Consider the following 19370-nt stretch of genomic DNA (forward strand, 5'->3'; position numbering starts at 1 on the left):
TCCAAGTGTGTGGTCATACTACCCAAAAATTCGGGCCGGAGGCTGCGGCCGGACATGTAAAACAACATGTCGGTGCTGGCCGCATTGGAGAGCTTCGTCAGAACGTCACGTCGGCACTGTTGATCAAGCGGGCGAAGGCTGCACCGAGGGTTGCGTTGTGGTGTTCAATGATTGCCTGCGCAGGCAGCGCGTGAGTGTCCATGCAAGTGTGGGCATCGGCCACCAGTAAGGGTTTGAAACCCAGATCGGCAGCGGCGCGGCAGGTGCTGTCGATGCAGAACTGAGTCTTCATGCCGACGAGGTAGAGTTCATCGACCTTTTTGATTTTGAGCTGCTGCGCAAGATCAGTGTTGTGAAAGGCATCAGGTCTGGATTTGTCGAACAGAAGATCAACATCAGCGTTCAGTTCAAGCGCCGGCAACAATTGCCAGAATCGACTGCCCGCAGCAGTCGGCGAGCCTTCGGGGCCGGTGTGGCGTACGGCGAAGATGGGCACGTCTTGTTGGCGCGCTTTTGCAATCAACTGCTGGATGTTGGCGAGAACGCGTTCGCCGTCGTGGGGTTTTTCCGGACCGTGGAACAGACCGACTTGCATATCGATGATCAACAGTGCTGCAGACATGTGTTTCTCCTTGAGTGACAAAAGCAGCCGCACGGACGGGAGAAACAACAAGGCCCCGTCCATTGCTGGCGGGGCCCCGGGTTTGCTGCGCTGGATTTACCTCACGCACAAACCGCACGACCCGCCGGTGGCGGTCGTGGTGGTGCGGGTAAGGTGCAGCGCGCGGAAGTTCATGGGGTCGATCATGCTGGCGGCGTCCACGGGCTGTCAACTGGCGTATTGAGCTATGCCGTTGCCGAACGACCAATTCTCCTTTTTGACTTCCACCAGATTGATGAACACGTCTTCCAGGCGAATGCCCAGTTGGGTGTTCAGGCTGTGCGCGATGGTCTGGTACAGGGCTTTTTTCTGCTCCTGCGTTCGACCTTCGTTGAGGGTGATCTGGATGATCACCAACTGCTCGCTGCGCTGGATGCCCAGGTATTGCGGGTCGAAGATGAAATGCTCGCCGTCGTGCTCGTTGAGGATCTGGAAGTTGTCGTGCTCCGGCACGTTGATGGTGTTGCGCATGGCCGCGTAGATCTGCTCGCCGATGCGTTTGGCGAAGCCGGGATCGGCGTGTTTTCTGATGTCGACGCGGACGAGTGGCATTGGGCGGCTCCGTGGGGGCAGGGGACTCCACTCACGCTAGAACATGTCGGGCAAATTGAAAGTTTGGGTGATGAGCTTGCTGCTGTTTTTGTATGAGGCTACCTACGATTTTTGCGGATTTTGCCTACGAATTTGGCAGCTGCGTCTGCTATCGCAATGGTGATGAACGCGAAATCATGTGGGCACAAAGCAGCTCGGGCAGGGACTGCCAACAGCCAAGGAAGGCAAATGCTTCAAAACAATCGAGAACACCTGGAACTCGAAAGGTTAATGAGTGAAATACGGAAACTTGCAGCCGAGAGGAAAAAGCTTATGGCGGAAGAAAAGAAGTTGAGGTGGGAGACGTATTTTTACCCGCTCGCGGTAGTCACAGGCGGGGTGACCGCAACAGCAGCCGTAGTAGGACTTTCACTTAAGTTTTGAGTGCTTGCGTTAGTACCCTTCAGACTCTGTCTCTAAAAAAGGAATCACCATGAACACATTTGACCGTCAGGCCATGATTGAACGAGCAGATCGAGAATACGATGAGGACGTTGAAAAAATGCGCATCAGACACAAGGGCGATATGTACCCAATCTGGGGAATGCTGGCGTTCGGTCTGTTTTGCATGTCACTCGGATTTCTCCTGGCTCGATCGATCTGATCAGTCTTGCCGCTCGCTTTGGCATTGAAACGTGCCGAAAAACGACATCACGCATGCCTGTAGCCGACAGCTATTTTCCAGAAAACGACAACCCGCTGATCTGCTCCGCACAACCATTCCTCAGCTAAGTCTTTGCTTCTGCTCATTTATCGCGGAGAATCGCGCCCCTGTTTCGGCCGGAGCATGTCTGTCGGTTTTTTCCGACGCGTCCTGACCGAGTGGCAAGTGACCGGAATGCGGAGATCCGACCGGATGAATGATCAGGCCAATAGCGTCGACGAACGCTATGAAGCGGCAGCACCAGCTGAACTGTCGAGCTGGAATCGCCATGACACCACGTGGATGTTGGGACTGTTCGGGACGGCCATTGGCGCCGGTACCCTGTTTTTGCCAATCAACGCCGGTCTGGGTGGCTTCTGGCCGCTGGTGATCCTCGCGCTGCTGGCCTTCCCGATGACGTTCTTCGCTCACCGCGGCCTGACCCGCTTCGTGCTCTCCGGGCGTGAAGGCGCCGACATCACCGATGTGGTCGAGCAGCATTTCGGCATCAAGGCCGGTGCGCTGATCACCCTGCTGTACTTCTTCGCCATCTTCCCGATCTTGCTGATCTACAGCGTCGGCCTGACCAACACGGTCGCCAGCTTCCTCGAACACCAATTGCACATCACGCCGCCACCGCGCGCGCTGCTGTCGTTCGTGCTGATCCTCGGTCTGCTGGCCGTGGTGCGTTGCGGCGAGCAGGCGATCGTCAAGGCGATGAGCCTGATGGTGTACCCGTTCATCGTCGCGCTGCTGTTTCTTGCGGTGTACCTGATTCCGCACTGGAACGGCGGCATCCTGACGACCGCCTCGCAAGTGCCGGCGCCATCGGCGCTGCTGCATACGTTGTGGCTGGCGATCCCGGTGATGGTGTTCTCGTTCAACCACTCGCCGATCATCTCGGCGTTCGCGGTGGACCAGAAGCGTCGTTACGGCGTCAATGCTGACCAGCGCAGCTCGCAGATTCTCTGCCGTGCCCACCTGTTGATGGTGGTGATGGTGCTGTTCTTCGTCTTCAGTTGCGTGCTGACCCTGTCGCCGGAACAACTGGCCGAAGCCAAGGCGCAGAACCTGTCGATCCTGTCGTACCTGGCCAACCACTTCAGTAACCCGACCATCGCGTTTGCGGCGCCGTTGATTGCCTTCGTGGCGATCTCCAAGTCGTTCCTCGGCCACTACATCGGTGCCAGCGAAGGCCTCAAGGGCCTGATCGTCAAGAGCGGCAAGCGTCCGGGCGCCAAGGCCCTGGATCGCATCGTGGCGGCGTTCATGCTGGTGGTGTGCTGGATCGTTGCGACCCTCAACCCAAGCATCCTGGGCATGATCGAGACCATTGGTGGTCCGGTCATCGCCGCGATTCTGTTCCTGATGCCGATGTACGCGATCCGCAAGGTGCCGGCGATGGCGCGCTATCGTGGTCAGGCGTCGAACGTGTTTGTCACCGCCGTAGGTCTGGTGGCGATTTCGGCGTTGATTTATTCGCTGACGGCGTAAGCCCAAGCGCCAGATACTCAGCTACAGTGGCCGCTGTGCGTGATGCGCACAGCGGCTTTTTTTCGTCTGGAGACAGTGGATTGTCGAGCGCGCCCCAACCTGTGGAACAACCCAGTCGCTGGCAGGACATCCTTGCCGGCCTGTCGATTGCCGGCCTGTTGTTGCCTGAAGCGGTCGCCTATTCGACCATCGCCGCGCTGGCGCCCCAGGCCGGGGTGATTGCGCTGTTTGCCGGGTTGCTCTGTTACGGGCTGTTTGGCACCAGCCGTTTTGCCATTGTTTCCGCCACGTCGTCCTCGGCGGCGGTGCTGGCGGCGGCCACGGCGACCATGGCCAATGGCGACCCGCAATTGCGCGCAACGCTGGCGGTCGGGCTGGTACTGGTCAGCGGCGGGCTGTTCTTGCTGGCGGGGATCTTTCGTTTCGGCAGCGTCACCGCGTTTATCGCCAAACCGGTATTGCGCGGTTTCGCCTTCGGGCTGGCGGCCACCATCATTCTCAAGCAGGTGGCCAGTGTGGTCGGCGTGCAACTGAGCGACGCCAATCTGGTGCGTTTCGCCCCGCAATTGCTCGAACAACTGCCGCACTGGAACTGGCCGGCCGCCGCGGTTGCAGCGGTCGCGCTGGTGCTGTTGGGTGTGTTTTCACGTTTCCCACGGGTGCCCGGCGGTTTGCTGGTCGTCGTCATTGGCATCGTGGCCGGGCAATGGCTGAACCTGCCGGCGCACGGTGTGAAGCTGATTGGCTTGATCGACCTCAGCCTGGAGGTGCCGAACCTGCCGGTGCTGCCGTTCGCTGACTGGTTGCGGCTGGGGGAGGTGGGGTTTGCGCTGGTGATGATTCTGTATGCCGAGTCGTATGGTTCGATCAGTGCGTACGCGCTCAAGCACGGCGACCGCGTGACCTCCAACCGCGATCTGCTGGCGCTCGGTGCCTCCAATCTGTTGTCCGGGCTGTTTCATGGCATGCCGGCGGGCGCGGGGTATTCGGCGACGTCGGCGAACGAGGCCGCCGGGGGGACTTCCCGTTGGGCCGGCGGTGTCGCTGCGCTGGTGGTGCTGGTGATCGTGCTGACGGTGTTGCCGTGGATTGCCCTGACACCGGAGCCGATTCTGGCGGCCATCGTCATGCATGCGCTGGGTCGTGGCTTGAGTCTGCAGCCGCTGGGGCGCTATTTCATCTGGCGCCGGGATCGGGTGCTGGTGTTGTGCGCGGTGGGTGCGGTGCTGGTGCTGGGCATTCTCGACGGGTTGCTGGTGTCGGTGGCCATCAGCGTGTTGCTGATGCTCAAGCAGATGTCGGCAGCGGATATTCAGGTACTCGGGCGGATCGACGGTGGGCACGATTTTGTCGACCTGCAGCGTCATCCGACGGCGACAACTGAACCCGGAGTGCTGATTGTGCGGCCCAGCGAAGCATTGTTCTTTGCCAATGTGGAGCAGATTCTCGGAGCGGCGCTGCACTTGATTCGGCATTCGGATGCGCCAGTGCACACGGTGATCCTCAGTCTGGAGGAAACCCCGGACCTGGACGGCACCAGCATCGAGGCGATGCAGGAGTTCTTTCTGCGGGTGCATCAGGAGGGCAAGCGGCTGATTCTGGCGCGGCTCAAGCATGAGGCGCTGGCGGTGCTGGAGGCGTTGCCTGAAGTAACGAGCAACCGTGTGATTCTCAGTGGACTCAGCGTTGACGGGGCGGTCCAGCAAGCCCTCAAACTCAACACTTAACCCCCTGTAGGAGTGAGCCTGCTCGCGATAGCGGTGTGTCAGTCAATACAAATGTATCTGACACACCGCTATCGCGAGCAGGCTCACTCCTACAGGGGACGGTATTCCAGGGCATAAAAAAACGCCGCTCATCTCACGATGGGCGGCGTTTTTCATTGCGTTGCAGCGTTAGGCTTGAACGACCGGGATGTTGGCGTTCGCAGCCGCTTCACGGAACTCGGCAATCTGGTCGAAGGACAGGTAGCGGTAGATATCGGCCGCCATGCTGTCGATCTTGCCAGCGTATTCCATGTACTCCTCGACGGTCGGCAGGCGACCCAGGATCGAAGCCACGGACGCCAGCTCGGCCGAAGCCAGGTAGACGTTCGCGCCGTCGCCCAGACGGTTCGGGAAGTTACGAGTGGAGGTCGAGACCACGGTGCTGTTCGGCTCAACGCGTGCCTGGTTACCCATGCACAGCGAGCAGCCTGGCATTTCCATGCGTGCGCCGGCCTTGCCGTAAATGCCGTAGTAGCCTTCTTCGGTCAGTTGGTGAGCGTCCATCTTGGTCGGCGGCGACAGCCACAGACGGGTTGGCAGCTGACCCTTGACCTGATCCAGCAGTTTACCGGCAGCGCGGAAGTGACCGATGTTGGTCATGCACGAACCGATGAACACTTCGTCGATCTTCTCGCCAGCAACGCTGGACAGCAGACGGGCGTCGTCCGGGTCGTTCGGCGCGCACAGTACAGGCTCGCTGATGTCGGCCAGATCGATTTCGATGACTTCGGCGTATTCGGCGTCGGCATCGGCTTCCATCAGCTGAGGGTTGGCGATCCAGGCTTCCATCGCTTGAGCACGACGTTCCAGGGTACGCGCATCGCCGTAGCCTTCGCCGATCATCCAGCGCAGCAGGGTGATGTTGGACTGCAGGTACTCGGTGATCGACTCTTTCGACAGCTTGATGGTGCAACCGGCAGCCGAACGTTCGGCCGAGGCGTCGGACAGTTCGAACGCCTGTTCCAGAGTCAGACCTTCCAAGCCTTCGATTTCCAGGATGCGGCCGGAGAAGGCGTTTTTCTTGCCTTTCTTCTCGACGGTCAGCAGACCGTTCTGGATGGCGAAGTAAGGGATGGCATGAACCAGGTCACGCAGGGTGATGCCAGGTTTCATTTTGCCTTTGAAGCGCACCAGGATCGATTCCGGCATGTCCAGCGGCATGACGCCAGTAGCTGCGGCGAACGCGACCAGACCGGAACCGGCCGGGAACGAGATGCCCATCGGGAAACGGGTGTGCGAGTCACCACCGGTACCCACGGTGTCCGGCAGCAGCATGCGGTTCAGCCACGAGTGGATGATGCCGTCGCCCGGACGCAGGGAAACGCCGCCGCGGGTCATGATGAAGTCAGGCAGGGTGTGGTGGGTGGTCACGTCGATCGGCTTCGGATACGCCGCGGTGTGGCAGAAGGACTGCATCACCAGGTCAGCGGAGAAGCCCAGGCACGCCAGGTCTTTCAGTTCGTCACGGGTCATTGGACCGGTGGTGTCCTGAGAACCTACGGTGGTCATCTTCGGTTCGCAGTAGGTGCCAGGACGCACGCCTTGGCCTTCTGCCAGACCGCAAGCCTTGCCGACCATTTTCTGCGCCAGGGTGAAGCCCTTGGTGCTTTCAGCCGGTGCTTCAGGCTTCTTGAACAGGTCGAACGCAGGCAGACCCAGTTCGGCGCGAGCCTTCTCGGTCAGGCCACGGCCGATGATCAACGGAATACGACCGCCGGCACGGACTTCGTCCAGCAGCACTGGGGTCTTCATTTCGAAGGTGGTGATGACTTCGTCGGTACCGTGCTTGCAGACTTTGCCAGCGTGCGGGTACAGGTCGATCACGTCGCCCATGTTCATGTTCGACACGTCGAACTCGATTGGCAGTGCGCCGGCATCTTCCATGGTGTTGTAGAAGATCGGAGCGATTTTGCTGCCGAAGCAGAAACCGCCAGCGCGCTTGTTCGGCACGTAAGGGATGTCGTCGCCGAAGAACCACAGGACCGAGTTGGTCGCCGATTTACGCGAGGAACCGGTACCGACCACGTCACCGACGTAGGCGATCGGGAAGCCTTGGCCGCGCATGTCTTCAATCTGCTTCATCGGGCCGGTCTTGCCTTGCTCGTCCGGAACGATGCCGTCACGGGCCATTTTCAGCATGGCCAGGGCGTGCAGCGGGATGTCAGGACGCGACCAGGCGTCTGGTGCAGGCGACAGGTCGTCGGTGTTGGTTTCGCCGGTGACCTTGAATACGCGCAGGCTGATCTTGTCGGCCAGGACAGGGCGCTTCTTGAACCACTCGCCGTCAGCCCAGGATTGCAGCACGGCCTTGGCGTGAACGTTGCCGTTCTTGGCTTTTTCAGCCACGTCGTGGAAGGCATCGAACATCAGCAGGGTGTGCTTGAGTTCTTCGGCAGCCACTGGCGCCAGCTCGGCGTTGTCCAGCAGTTCGACCAGGGTCACGATGTTGTAGCCGCCCTGCATGGTGCCGAGCAGTTCTACAGCGCGCTTCTTGTCCAGCAGAGGGGAGGTCACTTCGCCTTTGGCCAGGGCCGACAGGAAACCGGCTTTGACGTAAGCGGCTTCGTCCACTCCTGGTGGTACGCGATTGGTGATCAGGTCAACGAGGAAAGCTTCTTCGCCAGCCGGAGGATTCTTCAGCAGCTCGACCAGGCCTGCAGTTTGTTCGGCGTTAAGCGGCTGGGGAACGATACCCAGGGCTGCACGCTCTTCGATATGTTTGCGGTAGGCTTCAAGCACAGTTATTACCCTCATCAGTGGTCCCAAATGGGTGTCCGGGACGCTCATCCCGAAATTGCCGTACTCATGCACCTCACGACGTTGTGGGTCGTCTGGCCAGAATTACCGGCAATTCCTTACAGAAGCTGCTTTCAAAGTTTTACGCCTGCAGAACGGGGAGCTGATGAGGGTTGGCGTTGGGCTTTTCCCCGCTGGAAAAACCCTTCGCCAACACCGCTCTGAAGGAACGACTGTGCTCGTGACGCTTTGAAAACAGCTTCTAACGGACATTGGCGCCTTAAAAGGCTGGCTGATTCTACGGCAAAAAAAATTTAAAGGTAAGTCGGACTCTATTGGACTTTGGTGGCGTTGCGCGGCTGTGGCTCAAACCGCGATCCAGCGCTTGCCCCTGACGTTTGAGGGGTGATCAATGCCTGACAAAGGGCTAACATGCGGGCCTGTTCCGCGTTTCAGTGTTTTGCCAATTTATGCCCAATCAGACCATCAAGACCCCCTGCGTCGGCCTCTGCTCCACTGTTTACGGAGATCTGGTGTGCCGTGGCTGCAAGCGTTTCCACCACGAAGTGATCCACTGGAACGGTTACGGCGAGGAAGAAAAGCGTGCGGTGTGGTTGCGTCTTGAACAATTGCTGTCACAAGTGATGGCGAGCAAGGTCGAGATCTTCGATCCGGCGCGTCTGCGCGAGCAACTGGAACAGCGCAAGATCCGCTTTGTGCCGCATCAGTCGGAATATTGCTGGGCTTATCAGTTAATCGCTCGCGGTGCGCGGGTGATCATTAATCTGGAAGCCTACGGGATGGTGCTGTTGCCGGAGTTCCGCGACTGGAACCTGCCGGAACTGCGCGATGCCATTGATCGGGAATTCTTCCTGCTGTCGGAAGCGCATTACCAGCGCTATATCGCGCCGGGCTTCCTCAAAGACGCCTTCGGCGCCTAGCAGCTTCGCGAGCAGGCTCGCTCCCACATTTGAAATACATCTGCCTGCAGGATTGCATTTCCCTGTGGGAGCTAGCCTGCTCGCGAAGGGGCCATCAAATACAACGCAATCTTCAGTGCTTCACCGCCAACTCCACCAGATGATCCTCAACCTCCTGCGGCTTGAGCACCAGCACATCGCTTTCCAGCGCATCCAGCACAACTTCGGCGGTATTGCCGATCAACGCGCCTGACAAGCCGCTGCGCGCCACGGTGCCGATCACGGTCACCGCCGCCTTCAGCTTGTGCGCCATGAACGGAATCAGCACATCCGCCGGGCCTTCCTCGATGTGCAGGCGTTCGTCATCCACATCGAATTCGGCCTGAAACGCTTTGCACTGCTCGCGATACCTCGCCTCGATGGTGGATGTGAGCTGGAACACCGGATCCGCCGAGGACAGCATCGGCGACGGATGCGCACTGATCACATGCAGATGCCCCTTGGCCAGGCTGGCGATGTCGTAGCCGTGATCGATGATCGTCGTGTGCAAGTGCCGGTGCTCGCCATCGGCATTGCCCACATCGACCGCCGCCAGAATCACTCGGTCCTTCCACGGGGTAGAGGTTTTCACCAGCAGCACCGGGGTCGGGCAGTGACGCAGCAGTTTCCAGTCGGCCGGGGTCAGCAGGGCTTTTTTCAGCGCGCTGTCGGGGAAGTGCTGCTTGATCACCAGCCCGCAACCTTCGGCCTGCTGCACGTCGGTGATGGTTTCGTGCAGGCTCTCGTTCCAGGCCTGCTCGGTGGTCACGCTGTAGCCATCCGCCAACAGCGCAGCTTTGAGTACGCCGAGCATGCCGGCGTGGTCGTGCTTGCGGTCACACACCAACAGGTGCAGATGAGCCTGGGTCACGCCAGCGATCAACTTGGCGCGCTTGAGCGCCAGGCTTTCCGAATGTTCCGGTTCGATGACCACCAGAATGCTGCGAATGGCTTGCATGAGCGGAGTCTCCAGCAAAGAAAAGGCACGGCGTTGCACAACTATAGTTGCTGCTCATGCGCCTGCGACTTGATGCATATCAACGCCTGCGACTGGTGGTCTGCGGGCAGGCCGGTATAATCGGCGCCCTTCGCGCCAATACCTTTACCGTGAGCCCCATGATCCTGCCCGAAATCCACGAATTCCTTGGCTGCCGCACGCCCGACGCCTGGGTCCAGGCCGCACTGGCCAATCAGGAAACCCTGCTGATCGACCACAAGAACTGCGAGTTCAAGGCCGCCAGCACCGCGCTGAGCCTGATTGCCAAGTACCATTCCCACGTCGACCTGATCAACATGATGTCGCGTCTGGCCCGGGAAGAGCTGGTGCACCACGAACAAGTCATGCGCATCATGAAACGCCGCAAGATCGAACTGCGCCAGCTGCACGCCGGGCGCTACGCCTCGGGCCTGCGCAAAGTGGTGCGCAGCCACGAACCGGTGAAACTGGTCGATACGCTGGTGGTCGGCGCGTTCATCGAAGCGCGCAGTTGCGAGCGTTTCGAAGCGCTGGTGCCGCATCTGGACGAAGAACTCGGCAAGTTCTATTTCGGCCTGCTGAAAAGCGAGGCGCGGCATTTCCAGGGTTATCTGAAACTGGCTTACCAGTACGGCGACGCGAAGGATATCGCCCAGGTGATCGACAAGGTGCGTGCTGCCGAGCAGGACCTGATCGAGTCGCCGGACGAGGAGTTCCGCTTCCACAGTGGCGTGCCGGCTGCCGCATAACCTGAGGCAGCGCCTGCATGGAAAACTGTTAAAAACTCTTAAGAGTATGAAACATCTACAAAAACCGGCCCCCGCGGCCGGTTTTTGCTGCCCGCAACAACGCCTCGCCAGCGATTGCCGCCATAATGAGGACCACTTCACACATGGGTTGGCAGACGGTCGTTATGGATAACCTGGGTTTTGGCAAAGTCCTGCTGGTTGAAGACGATGAGCGTCTGGCCACGCTGATTGCGCACTTTCTCGAACAGCATGGCTATGAGGTGCGCGCGGTGCATCGCGGTGATCTGGCGGTGGCCGCGTTTCTCGAGTTCCAGCCCAAAGTGGTGGTGCTCGACCTGATGCTGCCGGGGCAGAGCGGCCTGCACGTGTGCCGGGAAATCCGCAGCGTGTCGGACACACCGATCGTTATCCTCACCGCCAAGGAAGACGACCTTGACCACATTCTCGGCCTGGAGTCCGGCGCCGATGACTACGTGATCAAACCGATCAAGCCGCCGGTGCTGCTGGCGCGGCTGCGTGCCTTGCAGCGTCGGCAGATGCCGGAGTCCGGCGTGGTCAGTGCGCTGGAGTTCGGCCGGTTGAGCATCGATCGCAGCTGCCGCGAAGTGCGCCTGGCCGGCGAAATCATCGAAATGACCACCATGGAATTCGAGCTGCTGTGGCTGCTGGCCAGCGCCGCTGGCAAGACCTTGTCGCGCGATGACATTCTCAACCGCATGCGCGGCATCGCCTTCGACGGGCTCAATCGCAGCGTCGACGTGTACATCAGCAAGTTGCGCAACAAACTCAAGGACAACCCCCGCGAACCGGTCTGCATCAAGACCGTGTGGGGCAAGGGTTATCTGTTCAATCCGTTCGCGTGGGAGCTGTAGATGCTGCGGTTATTCTTCGGGCTGTTTTTGGTGATGACGGTGGGCCTGGTATTGGCCCTGCAAACCGTCGAGCACACCTTCAACGCGTTGCTCGACAATCAGATGCAAGCCTACAACCGCGAGGCGGTGCGAGGGCAGGCGTGGTCACTGGTCGAGCACATGCGCGATCAGCAGGGGGCGGCGCGCGAGCAGCAACTGGAAGCGCTGCGCCCGCACTACGGCTTGTCGCTGAAGCTGATCGAGGCCGACCAGCTGGCGCTCAGTGCCGAGGAAAAGCAAGAGCTGGCGCAGAACCTGCTGGTGATCCGCGACAACTACACCCAGTTCATCAGCAACATCGACGGTGGCTCGCAGTTGCTCAGCATCAAGCTGCCACCGGAACCGAGCCTGATGCCGTTTTACATCGCGGTGGCTTACGCGATGCTCGCGGTGCTGATCGGCATCGTGCTGTTCTTCTGGGTGCGCCCGCACTGGCGCGATCTGGAAAAACTGCGTCTGGCCGCCGAGCGTTTTGGTGACAACGACCTGTCGGTGCGCATTCAACTGTCCAAGCGTTCGAACATTCGTGATCTGGCTGAACACTTCAACCTGATGGCGGCGCGCATCGAGAGCCTGATCGCCAATCAGCGCGAGCTGACCAACGCGGTGTCCCACGAGTTGCGCACGCCGATTGCGCGGCTGTCGTTTGAACTTGATCAGCTCAAACAATTGCCGGACGCCAGTCAGAACCGCGAATTGATCGCCGACATGTACGCCGACCTTGGCGAGCTGGAAGAAATGGTCTCAGAACTGCTGACCTACGCCAGCCTCGAACGCGGCGCAACGGTGATCAAGCGCGAAAACATTCAGGCCGCCAACTGGCTCGACAGCGTGGTCGGCAGTGTGGCGTTGGAGGCGGAAGCGGCGGGGGTGCAGTTGCTGATCGGTGATTGCCGGCTCGACACCGTGCGCATCGAGCCGCGTTTCATGGCGCGGGCGGTGATCAATCTGCTGCGCAATGCCATTCGTTATGCCGAACAACGGGTCGAAGTGACCCTGGTGCGCAGCGGCGATTATTACGAGGTGCGGGTCAACGATGACGGCCCCGGTGTGCCGGTGGAAGGTCGGGAGAAAATCTTCGAGCCGTTCTCGCGGCTGGATGCCAGCCGGGATCGTCGCACCGGTGGGTTTGGCCTCGGGTTGGCGCTGGTGCGGCGGGTGTCGCAGTCCCATGGCGGGCAGGTCGAGGTCGGGGAGTCGGTTTGGGGTGGGGCGTCGTTTCGCATGACCTGGGCGCATCTGGACTAATCCGCGTTGCCAGTCCCGGCCCTATCGCTGGCAAGCCAGCTCCCACACGTTCCCGGGCGTACACAAAATCTGTGGGAGCTGGCTTGCCAACGATGAACGATAACGCGGTGCCACTGGACTGCTGCTCAAGGCCCGGTCAGCATGTCCTAAAAAAAGGCACCCCAACCCATGCGAAGACTCCCCTCACTGGCCGCCCTGCGAACCTTCGAATGCGCCGCCCGCCATGCGCATTTCGGCCGGGCCGCCGCCGAGCTGTGTGTCACCGACAGCGCGGTCAGCCACCAGATCCGGCAGCTTGAAGAACAACTCGGTGTCGCGCTGTTCATCCGCGAAGGCCGGCAGATCCGTCCGACCATCGCCGCCGGACGCCTGATGCAGAGCCTGCAGCAGGCCTTCGAACTGATCGGCGAAGCCTGTGATGAGTTGCGCGATCCGTCGTCGCTGGCGGTGTTGCGCCTGGCGGTCACCGCAGAACTGGCGCAAAAGTGGCTGATGAACCGCCTCACCGATTTCTATGCGCGCTATCCGCACATCACCCTGCATCTCTACGAACAACCGATCGACGCCAGCGCACCGGGTGAAGACATTGACCTGGCGATCACCTATGGCACTGGCCCGGTGGACAGCAGTGCCTACTTCGTGCGGCCGTTGCCAGCGCTGCAATTCTTCCCGGTGTGCAGCCCCGGGCTGTTCAACCAGGGCAACCTGAAGACGCCCAAAGACCTGGCGCGTCATTGCCTGCTGCACGACGATCAGGACGGCAAGACCTGGACCGCGTGGCTGACCGGCCACGCCGGTGACCTGCGCCCGCAGCGCCAGTTGTATTTCGCCCATGCCGGGTTGGCGCTGGAAGCGGCGGCGCAAGGGCAGGGCGTGGCCATGGGGGACAACCTGACGGCGCAAGAGGATTTGCTCAGCGGGCGGCTGGTGCGGCCATTCACCTCGAGCATGACCGCGCTCGGCCAGTACGCGCTGGTCTGTGAACGGCTGCGCCTGGAGCGGCCGGCGGTGGCGCAGATGCTCGAATGGTTCAACGATCAACTGGCCGATTGATGAATTGAATTCAACGGTTCCGAAATAATCATCGTTGGCGGGCCGACCGTCCGCGACCGTAGCCTGTGGTCATTCCCAACCCCAAGACGAGGTTTGACCATGGCACGTTTGCTCGACTCCACCCCCAAACACGACGGCTTCCGTCTGCCCGGCGAATTCGAACGCAAGTCCGGCTGCTGGCTCGGCTGGCCGGAGCGCACCGACGTCTGGCGCAACGGTGCCAAGCCGGCGCAGAAAGTCTGGGTGCAGATCGTCACCGCCATCTCGCACAGCGAACCGGTCACCGTCTGCGCCTCCGCCGCGCAGTTCGCCACGGCGCGCCGGCAGTTGCCGCCGCAAGTACGTGTGGTGGAAATGACCTGCAACGACACCTGGTTCCGCGACAGTGGCCCGTGCTTTGTGGTGAACGATGAAAGCGGCGAAGTGCGCGGCGTCGACTTCGAGTTCAATGCCTACGGCGGCCTCGACGGTGGCCTCTATTACCCGTGGGACAAGGACGACCAGATCGCCAGCAAGATCCTCGAAATCGAACGCTTCGACCGCTACCGCGCGCCGCTGATTGCCGAACTCGGCGGCATCCAGAGCGACGGTCAGGGCAGCATCCTCACCACCGAACAATGCCTGCTCAACCGCAATCGCAACCAGCACCTGGGCAAGGACGAAGTCACCCGGCGCCTGACTGATTATCTGGGCGCCGAACAGGTGATCTGGCTGCCCCGGGGCTGCAAGTTCGACGAAACCGACGGCCATGTCGACGACCTCGCGTGCTTCGTGCGCCCCGGCGAAGTGGTGCTGCAGTGGACCGACAACCGCGATGACCCGCAATGGGAAATCTATCAGGAGGCCTACGACATCCTGCGCAGCACCCGCGACAGCCGTGGTCGCGAGTTGATCGTGCACAAGCTGCCGCAGCCGGAGGTGCTGGAGTGGACCGCCGAAGAAGCCGAAGGCCTCGATCAGCAGGACAGCACTCATACCCGTCAGGCCGGGACCAAAATCTGCGCGTCGTACATCAACTACTACGCTGGCAACAGCTCGATCGTGGTGCCGCTGTTTGGTGATCGCAACGACCAGGTGGCCCTGGCGACCCTCGCCGAACTGTTCCCGCAGCACAAGATCGTCGGCATCGAAAACTCCCGGGAAATCCTCCTTGGTGGCGGCAACGTCGCGTGCATCACCATGCCGCAATACGCCGGAAAGGGGGTGTAATGATGGGCCTGCACAAACTGACTCAAGCGTTATTGCTGGTGCTTGCACCCCTGTGTGTGCAGGCCGCCGACACCGCCAGGCCGGTGGTCAATCTGTATATCTGGGGCGAGTACCTGGCCCCGGACACGCTGAAGAATTTCGAAGCGAAAACCGGTATTCACGTGGTCGCCGATCACTTCGATTCGCTGGAAACCGTGGAGACCAAACTGCTCACCGGTCGCAGCGGCTATGACTTGGTGCTGACCGCCGGCCAGCATCTGTCGCGAGCGATTGAAAGCGGCGCGATCCAGCCGCTGGACAAGGCCCAAGTGCCGCACTTCGCCGGGGTCGGCGAGGAGTTTCGCCAGCACATGGCGGTGTTCGATCCGGGCAACCGTTACGCCGGGATCTACGCCTGGGGCACCACCGGCGTGGGTTATCAGGAGCAGGCGATCAAACAGCGTCTGGCGAATCCGCCGACGGACAGCTGGGCGATGCTGTTCGACCCGGCAGTGGTATCGAAATTTGCCGATTGCGGGGTGAGCCTGCTCAACGACCCGAACGAAGTGTTCGCGGCGGTCATGAAATACATGGGCCTGGACATCAACCGGCAGAACCTCGACGACCTGAAACTCGCCGAGCAGCAACTGGCGAAGATCCGCCCGTACATTCGCTACTTCGACAACGACCTGAACATCAGCGATCTGGCCAATGGCAACACCTGCGTGGCGATGTCGTGGAACGGTAACGTGGCGATTGCGGCGGGGCAGGCGCAGGCGGCGAACAAGCCGTTCAAGCTCAGTTACCGCATCCCGAAAGAAGGTACGCTGATCTGGTTTGATGCGATGGTCATTCCCAAGGATGCACCGCATCCGCAGGCCGGGCTGGCCTTGATGGATTACCTGATGACCCCCGAGGTGATCGCGCCGATCACCGACACCATCCATTACGCCAATGCGATCACGGCGGCAGACGGGTTGGTGGATGCGTCGATCCGCAATGATCCGGGGACGTACCCGTCCGAGGCGGTGCGGGCTTCGCTGTACAGCAAGAATGACAATGGCAAGGCGTTCAACCGGGCGTTGATTCGGGCGTTCAGCAAGTTGAAGTCAGGCCTGTGATTTGAGAACACCTTCCCCCGTAGGAGCTGCCGCAGGCTGCGATCTTTTGAAAGCAAGATCAAAAGATCGCAGCCTGCGGCAGCTCCTACAGGGGGATCAGCGGTTTGGGTACGCGCCACAGATACCACGCCGCCACCGTTCGATACGGGCTCCACGCCAAGCCGATCTCGATCATCTGCTTGCGCGTCGGCTGCTGCGCCAGCCCCTTCAATCGCCGATAGCCCTCGCGTACGCCAAAGTCGTCCGCCGGCAAGATATCCATGCGCTCCAGGCTGTAAATCAGCAGCATCTCCACGGTCCAGCGGCCCACCCCGCGCAGGCTGACCAGGCGCTCGATCAACGCCTCGTCGTCCATTGCCAGCGCCGTGGGGTAATCCGGCACCACGCCGTCCAGCGTCGCCTGGGCGATGCCCTGAATCGTCGCAATCTTGCCCGCCGAAAACCCGCAGCCGCGCAGTTGCTCGAAGCTGCTCGCCAGAATCTGCTCCGGCCGGGGGAAGGTCTGCCCGGGAAACAACGCCACCAGACGCCCGATAATCGCGTCCCCGGCCTTGGCATGCAGTTGCTGATAGGCGATCGCCCGCACCAGCGATTCGTACGGATCACGCGCCGGGTGCGGTTGATGCAGGCAAGGGCCGACGGCGCTGATATGGCGCTGCCAGTCGTCGTCGAGTGCGGACAGATGCGCGCTTGCCGCTTGATAGCACTCAGTCATGTTCTTTCAGCAAGCATCGCAACCCTTTGGTTGGAGAACATCGTCAAAACACCAGTTGCCGGGTGATCTGCACTGCAGCGCTTTCCAGCCGCAGCAGAAACGCCTTGCGCGGCTGTCCGCCACCATAACCGGTCAGCGAGCCATCCGCACCGATCACCCGATGGCACGGCACCACGATCGACAGCCGATTGTGCCCGTTGGCCAGGCCCACGGCGCGACTGGCGCCGGGTTTGCCCAGGCGTGCCGCGAGGGCGCCGTAAGTGGTGGTGTGGCCGTAGGGGATCTGCCGCAGTTCGGCCCATACCTGGCAGTCGAACGCGCTGCCGGGCAGGTGCAAGGCGACGCCGAATGTGCTGAGCTTGCCGGCGAAATACGCCGCCAGTTCAGTTTCGATCTGTTGCAGATGCGCGTTGTGCCCGGGGGCGATCACATAGCCATGACGGGCCTGTAATGCCTCGACCTCGCGGGTCAGCGCCGGCCGATCAAGAAACTCCAGCAACACCAGCCCACGACGTTCGGCCATGGCGATCATCGGCCCCAACGGCGTGGTCAGGCGAGTGAACAGCAGCGGTTCGGTGTTGGCCGCGCGGCCCGGAGTGATGTGAAACGACTTCTGGAACGCATCGCGAAAACCGCTGAGTGATTCGTAGCCGGAATCGAACGCAGCATGGTCGATCGAAGTGCCTTGGCGGATCCCGCCCAGCGCGATGCCGAGCCGGCGGGTGCGCAGCCAGGCGTGGAAGGTCATGCCGAAATGCTGTTTGAACCAGCGCCGCAGCTTCAGCGGTTCGATGCCCTCGGCCAGCAACTGGGCGTCGCTCCAGCGCATTTCAGGATCGGCGTCGACGGCGCTGAGCAGACGCTGCACCCAGTCGGGGGCGATGGCCGCGGCGTCCAGCGGTTTGCAGCGCAGACAGGCGCGATAACCGGCCGACAGGCACTCATCGGCATGGGCGAAGAATTCGACGTTTTCCGGTTTTGGCTTGCGCGCCGTGCAGCTGGGACGGCAGAAGATCCCGGTGGTTTTCACAGCCGTGAAGAACACCCCCTCGTAGGCGGTGTCGCGTTCGAGCATGGCGCGAACCATTTCGGCGTGGGGCGGCAGGGGGGCGGTTTGTATGTTCATGGCCAGAGCGTAAATCCAGATTCCCGATGGCTCCACCGAAAAATCGACAGTGAATTTCCAAATGCCCTGAACTACCGTGTAGGAGCTGCCGCAGGCTGCGATCTTTTGATCTTGTTTCTTAAAATCAAAGGCAAAAGATCGCAGCCTGCGGCAGCTCCTACAGTTGAGGGATTGAGTTCATGCCACCGTTCATCATTCAGCACATCGATCACATCGTGCTGCGCGTCGCTGATTTGCAACGCAGTATCGATTTCTACGAGCGGGTCTTCGGCGCCGCAGTGGTCAAGCACAACGAGAAACTGGGGCTGGTGCACCTGCGCGCCGGCAGCTCAATGATCGATCTTGTCGACCTGCAGGGTGAGCTGGGCAAGAAGGGCGGCGGGGCGGCCGGAACCGAGCGGCGCAACGTCGATCACTTTTGCCTGCGCATCGAGCCGTTCGATGAAGCTGCGCTGGTCAACCATCTGCACTCCTGCGGCCTGAGCGTTGAAAAAGCCGCCAGACGCTTCGGCGCCGAGGGCTACGGCCTGTCGCTGTACTGCTTCGACCCGGACGGCAATCAGGTCGAACTCAAAGGCCCTTCCGAGGCTTAAGCGCGTTTCGCCATCAACAGCACCGAAGCCGCCGCCGACAGCAACCCCGCGCAGCAACGGTTGAAGATCCGCTTGCCGCGTGGCTCGGCGAACCAGCGGCGCATGTGCAGGCCCATCCACGCATAGGCGCCGATGGCGATCCATTCCAGCAGCAGGAACAGCGCGCCGAGCACGGCGAATTGCGCCGGTACCGGGCGGCTCGGATCGACGAATTGCGGCAGAAACGCGGTGAACAGCAGGATCGCTTTCGGATTGCCCGCCGCCACCAGAAACTCCTGGCGGGCCAGGGCGAAGAAACCGACGGCCGCCCCCGTCACCTGATGCTCGGCCTCGGGGTTGGCCCGCCATAGTTGCCACGCCAGGTACAGCAAGTACCCGGCGCCGATGATCTTGATGGCGTGAAACAGCCATTCAGACGTCTGCAACACCGCCGAAAGACCGGCCCCGGCCAGTGCGATCATTCCCGCGAACGCCAGAATCCGCCCGACACCGGCGGCGCAGGCACGGCGATAGCCGTAGCGGGTGGCATTGCTCACCGACAGCAGGTTGTTCGGGCCGGGCGCCATGTTCAGGGCGAAACAGGCCGGGAGAAACAGCGAAAGCGTGGCGAGGTCCATGGCGGCGCTCCAGAAACGTGAAGAATCTTTTTTATCACAGCCTTCGGGGCACGCGACCCGTACAGTCACTCGGTGCTGTCACGGTACAGCGTCGTCGTGCGTTGACGACCGCGTCGAACTTTTCCGATTCGCCGGAACTCTGAAAAGTCAGAAGGCGATGGTTTCGTCAGAAAAAACTGTGTACCAAGTCAGAAAAAGGCGATTGCCGTGTAATATTCGTCAG

At 60.8% G+C, this 19370-nt stretch carries 19 protein-coding genes; 12 read left to right on the forward strand and 7 right to left on the reverse strand.

Annotation, left to right across the window (positions count from 1 at the left end):
- Nucleotides 1–97: 97 nt before the first annotated feature.
- Together HBN98_RS15435 and HBN98_RS15440 are read right to left on the reverse strand one after the other, a co-directional pair.
- Entirely contained in the window at nucleotides 98–622 is a 525-nt protein-coding gene (locus tag HBN98_RS15435; protein WP_083366214.1) for a cysteine hydrolase family protein, read from the reverse strand.
- A gap of 207 nt (nucleotides 623–829) precedes the next feature.
- Nucleotides 830–1213: a tautomerase family protein gene (locus HBN98_RS15440; protein ID WP_083366213.1), complete on the reverse strand. Its 384-nt coding sequence runs from the start codon at nucleotides 1211–1213 to the stop codon at nucleotides 830–832.
- A 228-nt stretch (nucleotides 1214–1441) separates the two neighbouring features.
- On the opposite strand from HBN98_RS15440, the gene HBN98_RS15445 reads away from it, so the two are divergent.
- From HBN98_RS15445 to HBN98_RS15460, 4 genes are all read left to right on the forward strand, one after another.
- Complete coding sequence (locus tag HBN98_RS15445) at nucleotides 1442–1636, forward strand: hypothetical protein (protein ID WP_064587131.1); 195 nt, start codon at nucleotides 1442–1444, stop codon at nucleotides 1634–1636.
- Nucleotides 1637–1685: 49 nt separating this feature from the next.
- Nucleotides 1686–1856, forward strand: coding sequence for a hypothetical protein (locus HBN98_RS15450; RefSeq protein WP_169844057.1), 171 nt, complete (start codon nucleotides 1686–1688; stop codon nucleotides 1854–1856).
- 252 nt (nucleotides 1857–2108) lie between these two features.
- Nucleotides 2109–3389: an HAAAP family serine/threonine permease gene (locus HBN98_RS15455; protein WP_041067380.1), complete on the forward strand. Its 1281-nt coding sequence runs from the start codon at nucleotides 2109–2111 to the stop codon at nucleotides 3387–3389.
- An 80-nt stretch (nucleotides 3390–3469) separates the two neighbouring features.
- Entirely contained in the window at nucleotides 3470–5116 is a 1647-nt protein-coding gene (locus HBN98_RS15460; RefSeq protein ID WP_083366212.1) for a SulP family inorganic anion transporter, read from the forward strand.
- A 168-nt stretch (nucleotides 5117–5284) separates the two neighbouring features.
- Here HBN98_RS15460 and acnB read toward each other — a convergent pair whose 3' ends face one another.
- Nucleotides 5285–7894, reverse strand: coding sequence for a bifunctional aconitate hydratase 2/2-methylisocitrate dehydratase (gene acnB, locus HBN98_RS15465; protein WP_064587136.1), 2610 nt, complete (start codon nucleotides 7892–7894; stop codon nucleotides 5285–5287).
- A 467-nt stretch (nucleotides 7895–8361) separates the two neighbouring features.
- On the opposite strand from acnB, the gene HBN98_RS15470 reads away from it, so the two are divergent.
- Nucleotides 8362–8832 (forward strand): DUF1289 domain-containing protein, encoded by a 471-nt coding sequence (locus HBN98_RS15470; RefSeq protein WP_064587138.1) that lies wholly within the window; start codon nucleotides 8362–8364, stop codon nucleotides 8830–8832.
- A 112-nt stretch (nucleotides 8833–8944) separates the two neighbouring features.
- On the opposite strand, the gene HBN98_RS15475 is transcribed toward HBN98_RS15470, so the two are convergent.
- On the reverse strand, nucleotides 8945–9808 hold the full coding sequence (locus tag HBN98_RS15475) for a universal stress protein (RefSeq protein WP_083366211.1): 864 nt from the start codon (nucleotides 9806–9808) through the stop codon (nucleotides 8945–8947).
- 158 nt (nucleotides 9809–9966) lie between these two features.
- On the opposite strand from HBN98_RS15475, the gene HBN98_RS15480 reads away from it, so the two are divergent.
- The 6 genes from HBN98_RS15480 (at nucleotide 9967) to HBN98_RS15505 (ending at nucleotide 16096) form a co-directional block, all read left to right on the forward strand.
- Nucleotides 9967–10575: a MiaE family protein gene (locus HBN98_RS15480; protein ID WP_083366210.1), complete on the forward strand. Its 609-nt coding sequence runs from the start codon at nucleotides 9967–9969 to the stop codon at nucleotides 10573–10575.
- A gap of 164 nt (nucleotides 10576–10739) precedes the next feature.
- Nucleotides 10740–11447, forward strand: a complete 708-nt coding sequence (locus HBN98_RS15485; RefSeq protein WP_064587142.1) for a response regulator — start codon at nucleotides 10740–10742, stop codon at nucleotides 11445–11447.
- Entirely contained in the window at nucleotides 11448–12734 is a 1287-nt protein-coding gene (locus HBN98_RS15490; RefSeq protein ID WP_083366209.1) for an ATP-binding protein, read from the forward strand. It abuts the gene before it with no gap.
- Between the two features lie 168 nt (nucleotides 12735–12902).
- The gene (locus HBN98_RS15495; protein WP_083366208.1) at nucleotides 12903–13787 is read left to right on the forward strand and encodes a LysR substrate-binding domain-containing protein; all 885 of its coding nucleotides are present in this window, start codon (nucleotides 12903–12905) and stop codon (nucleotides 13785–13787) included.
- Between the two features lie 99 nt (nucleotides 13788–13886).
- Nucleotides 13887–14996 (forward strand): agmatine deiminase, encoded by a 1110-nt coding sequence (aguA, locus tag HBN98_RS15500; RefSeq protein ID WP_083366207.1) that lies wholly within the window; start codon nucleotides 13887–13889, stop codon nucleotides 14994–14996.
- 2 nt (nucleotides 14997–14998) lie between these two features.
- On the forward strand, nucleotides 14999–16096 hold the full coding sequence (locus HBN98_RS15505) for an extracellular solute-binding protein (protein WP_064589982.1): 1098 nt from the start codon (nucleotides 14999–15001) through the stop codon (nucleotides 16094–16096).
- Between the two features lie 85 nt (nucleotides 16097–16181).
- Here HBN98_RS15505 and HBN98_RS15510 read toward each other — a convergent pair whose 3' ends face one another.
- Nucleotides 16182–16811, reverse strand: a complete 630-nt coding sequence (locus HBN98_RS15510) for a DNA-3-methyladenine glycosylase family protein (protein ID WP_083366206.1) — start codon at nucleotides 16809–16811, stop codon at nucleotides 16182–16184.
- Between the two features lie 43 nt (nucleotides 16812–16854).
- Entirely contained in the window at nucleotides 16855–17937 is a 1083-nt protein-coding gene (locus HBN98_RS15515; protein WP_083366205.1) for a bifunctional transcriptional activator/DNA repair enzyme AdaA, read from the reverse strand.
- Between the two features lie 179 nt (nucleotides 17938–18116).
- Between HBN98_RS15515 and HBN98_RS15520 the strand changes: the two genes are divergently transcribed.
- Entirely contained in the window at nucleotides 18117–18530 is a 414-nt protein-coding gene (locus HBN98_RS15520; protein WP_083366204.1) for a VOC family protein, read from the forward strand.
- Here the strand turns inward: HBN98_RS15520 and HBN98_RS15525 are convergent.
- Nucleotides 18527–19147, reverse strand: coding sequence for a LysE family translocator (locus tag HBN98_RS15525; protein WP_083366203.1), 621 nt, complete (start codon nucleotides 19145–19147; stop codon nucleotides 18527–18529). The two genes, HBN98_RS15520 and HBN98_RS15525, sit on opposite strands and share 4 nt — an antisense overlap.
- Nucleotides 19148–19370: the final 223 nt, after the last annotated feature.

Source organism: Pseudomonas koreensis (genome assembly GCF_012986595.1).
GTDB classification, from domain to species: Bacteria; Pseudomonadota; Gammaproteobacteria; order Pseudomonadales; family Pseudomonadaceae; genus Aquipseudomonas; species Aquipseudomonas koreensis.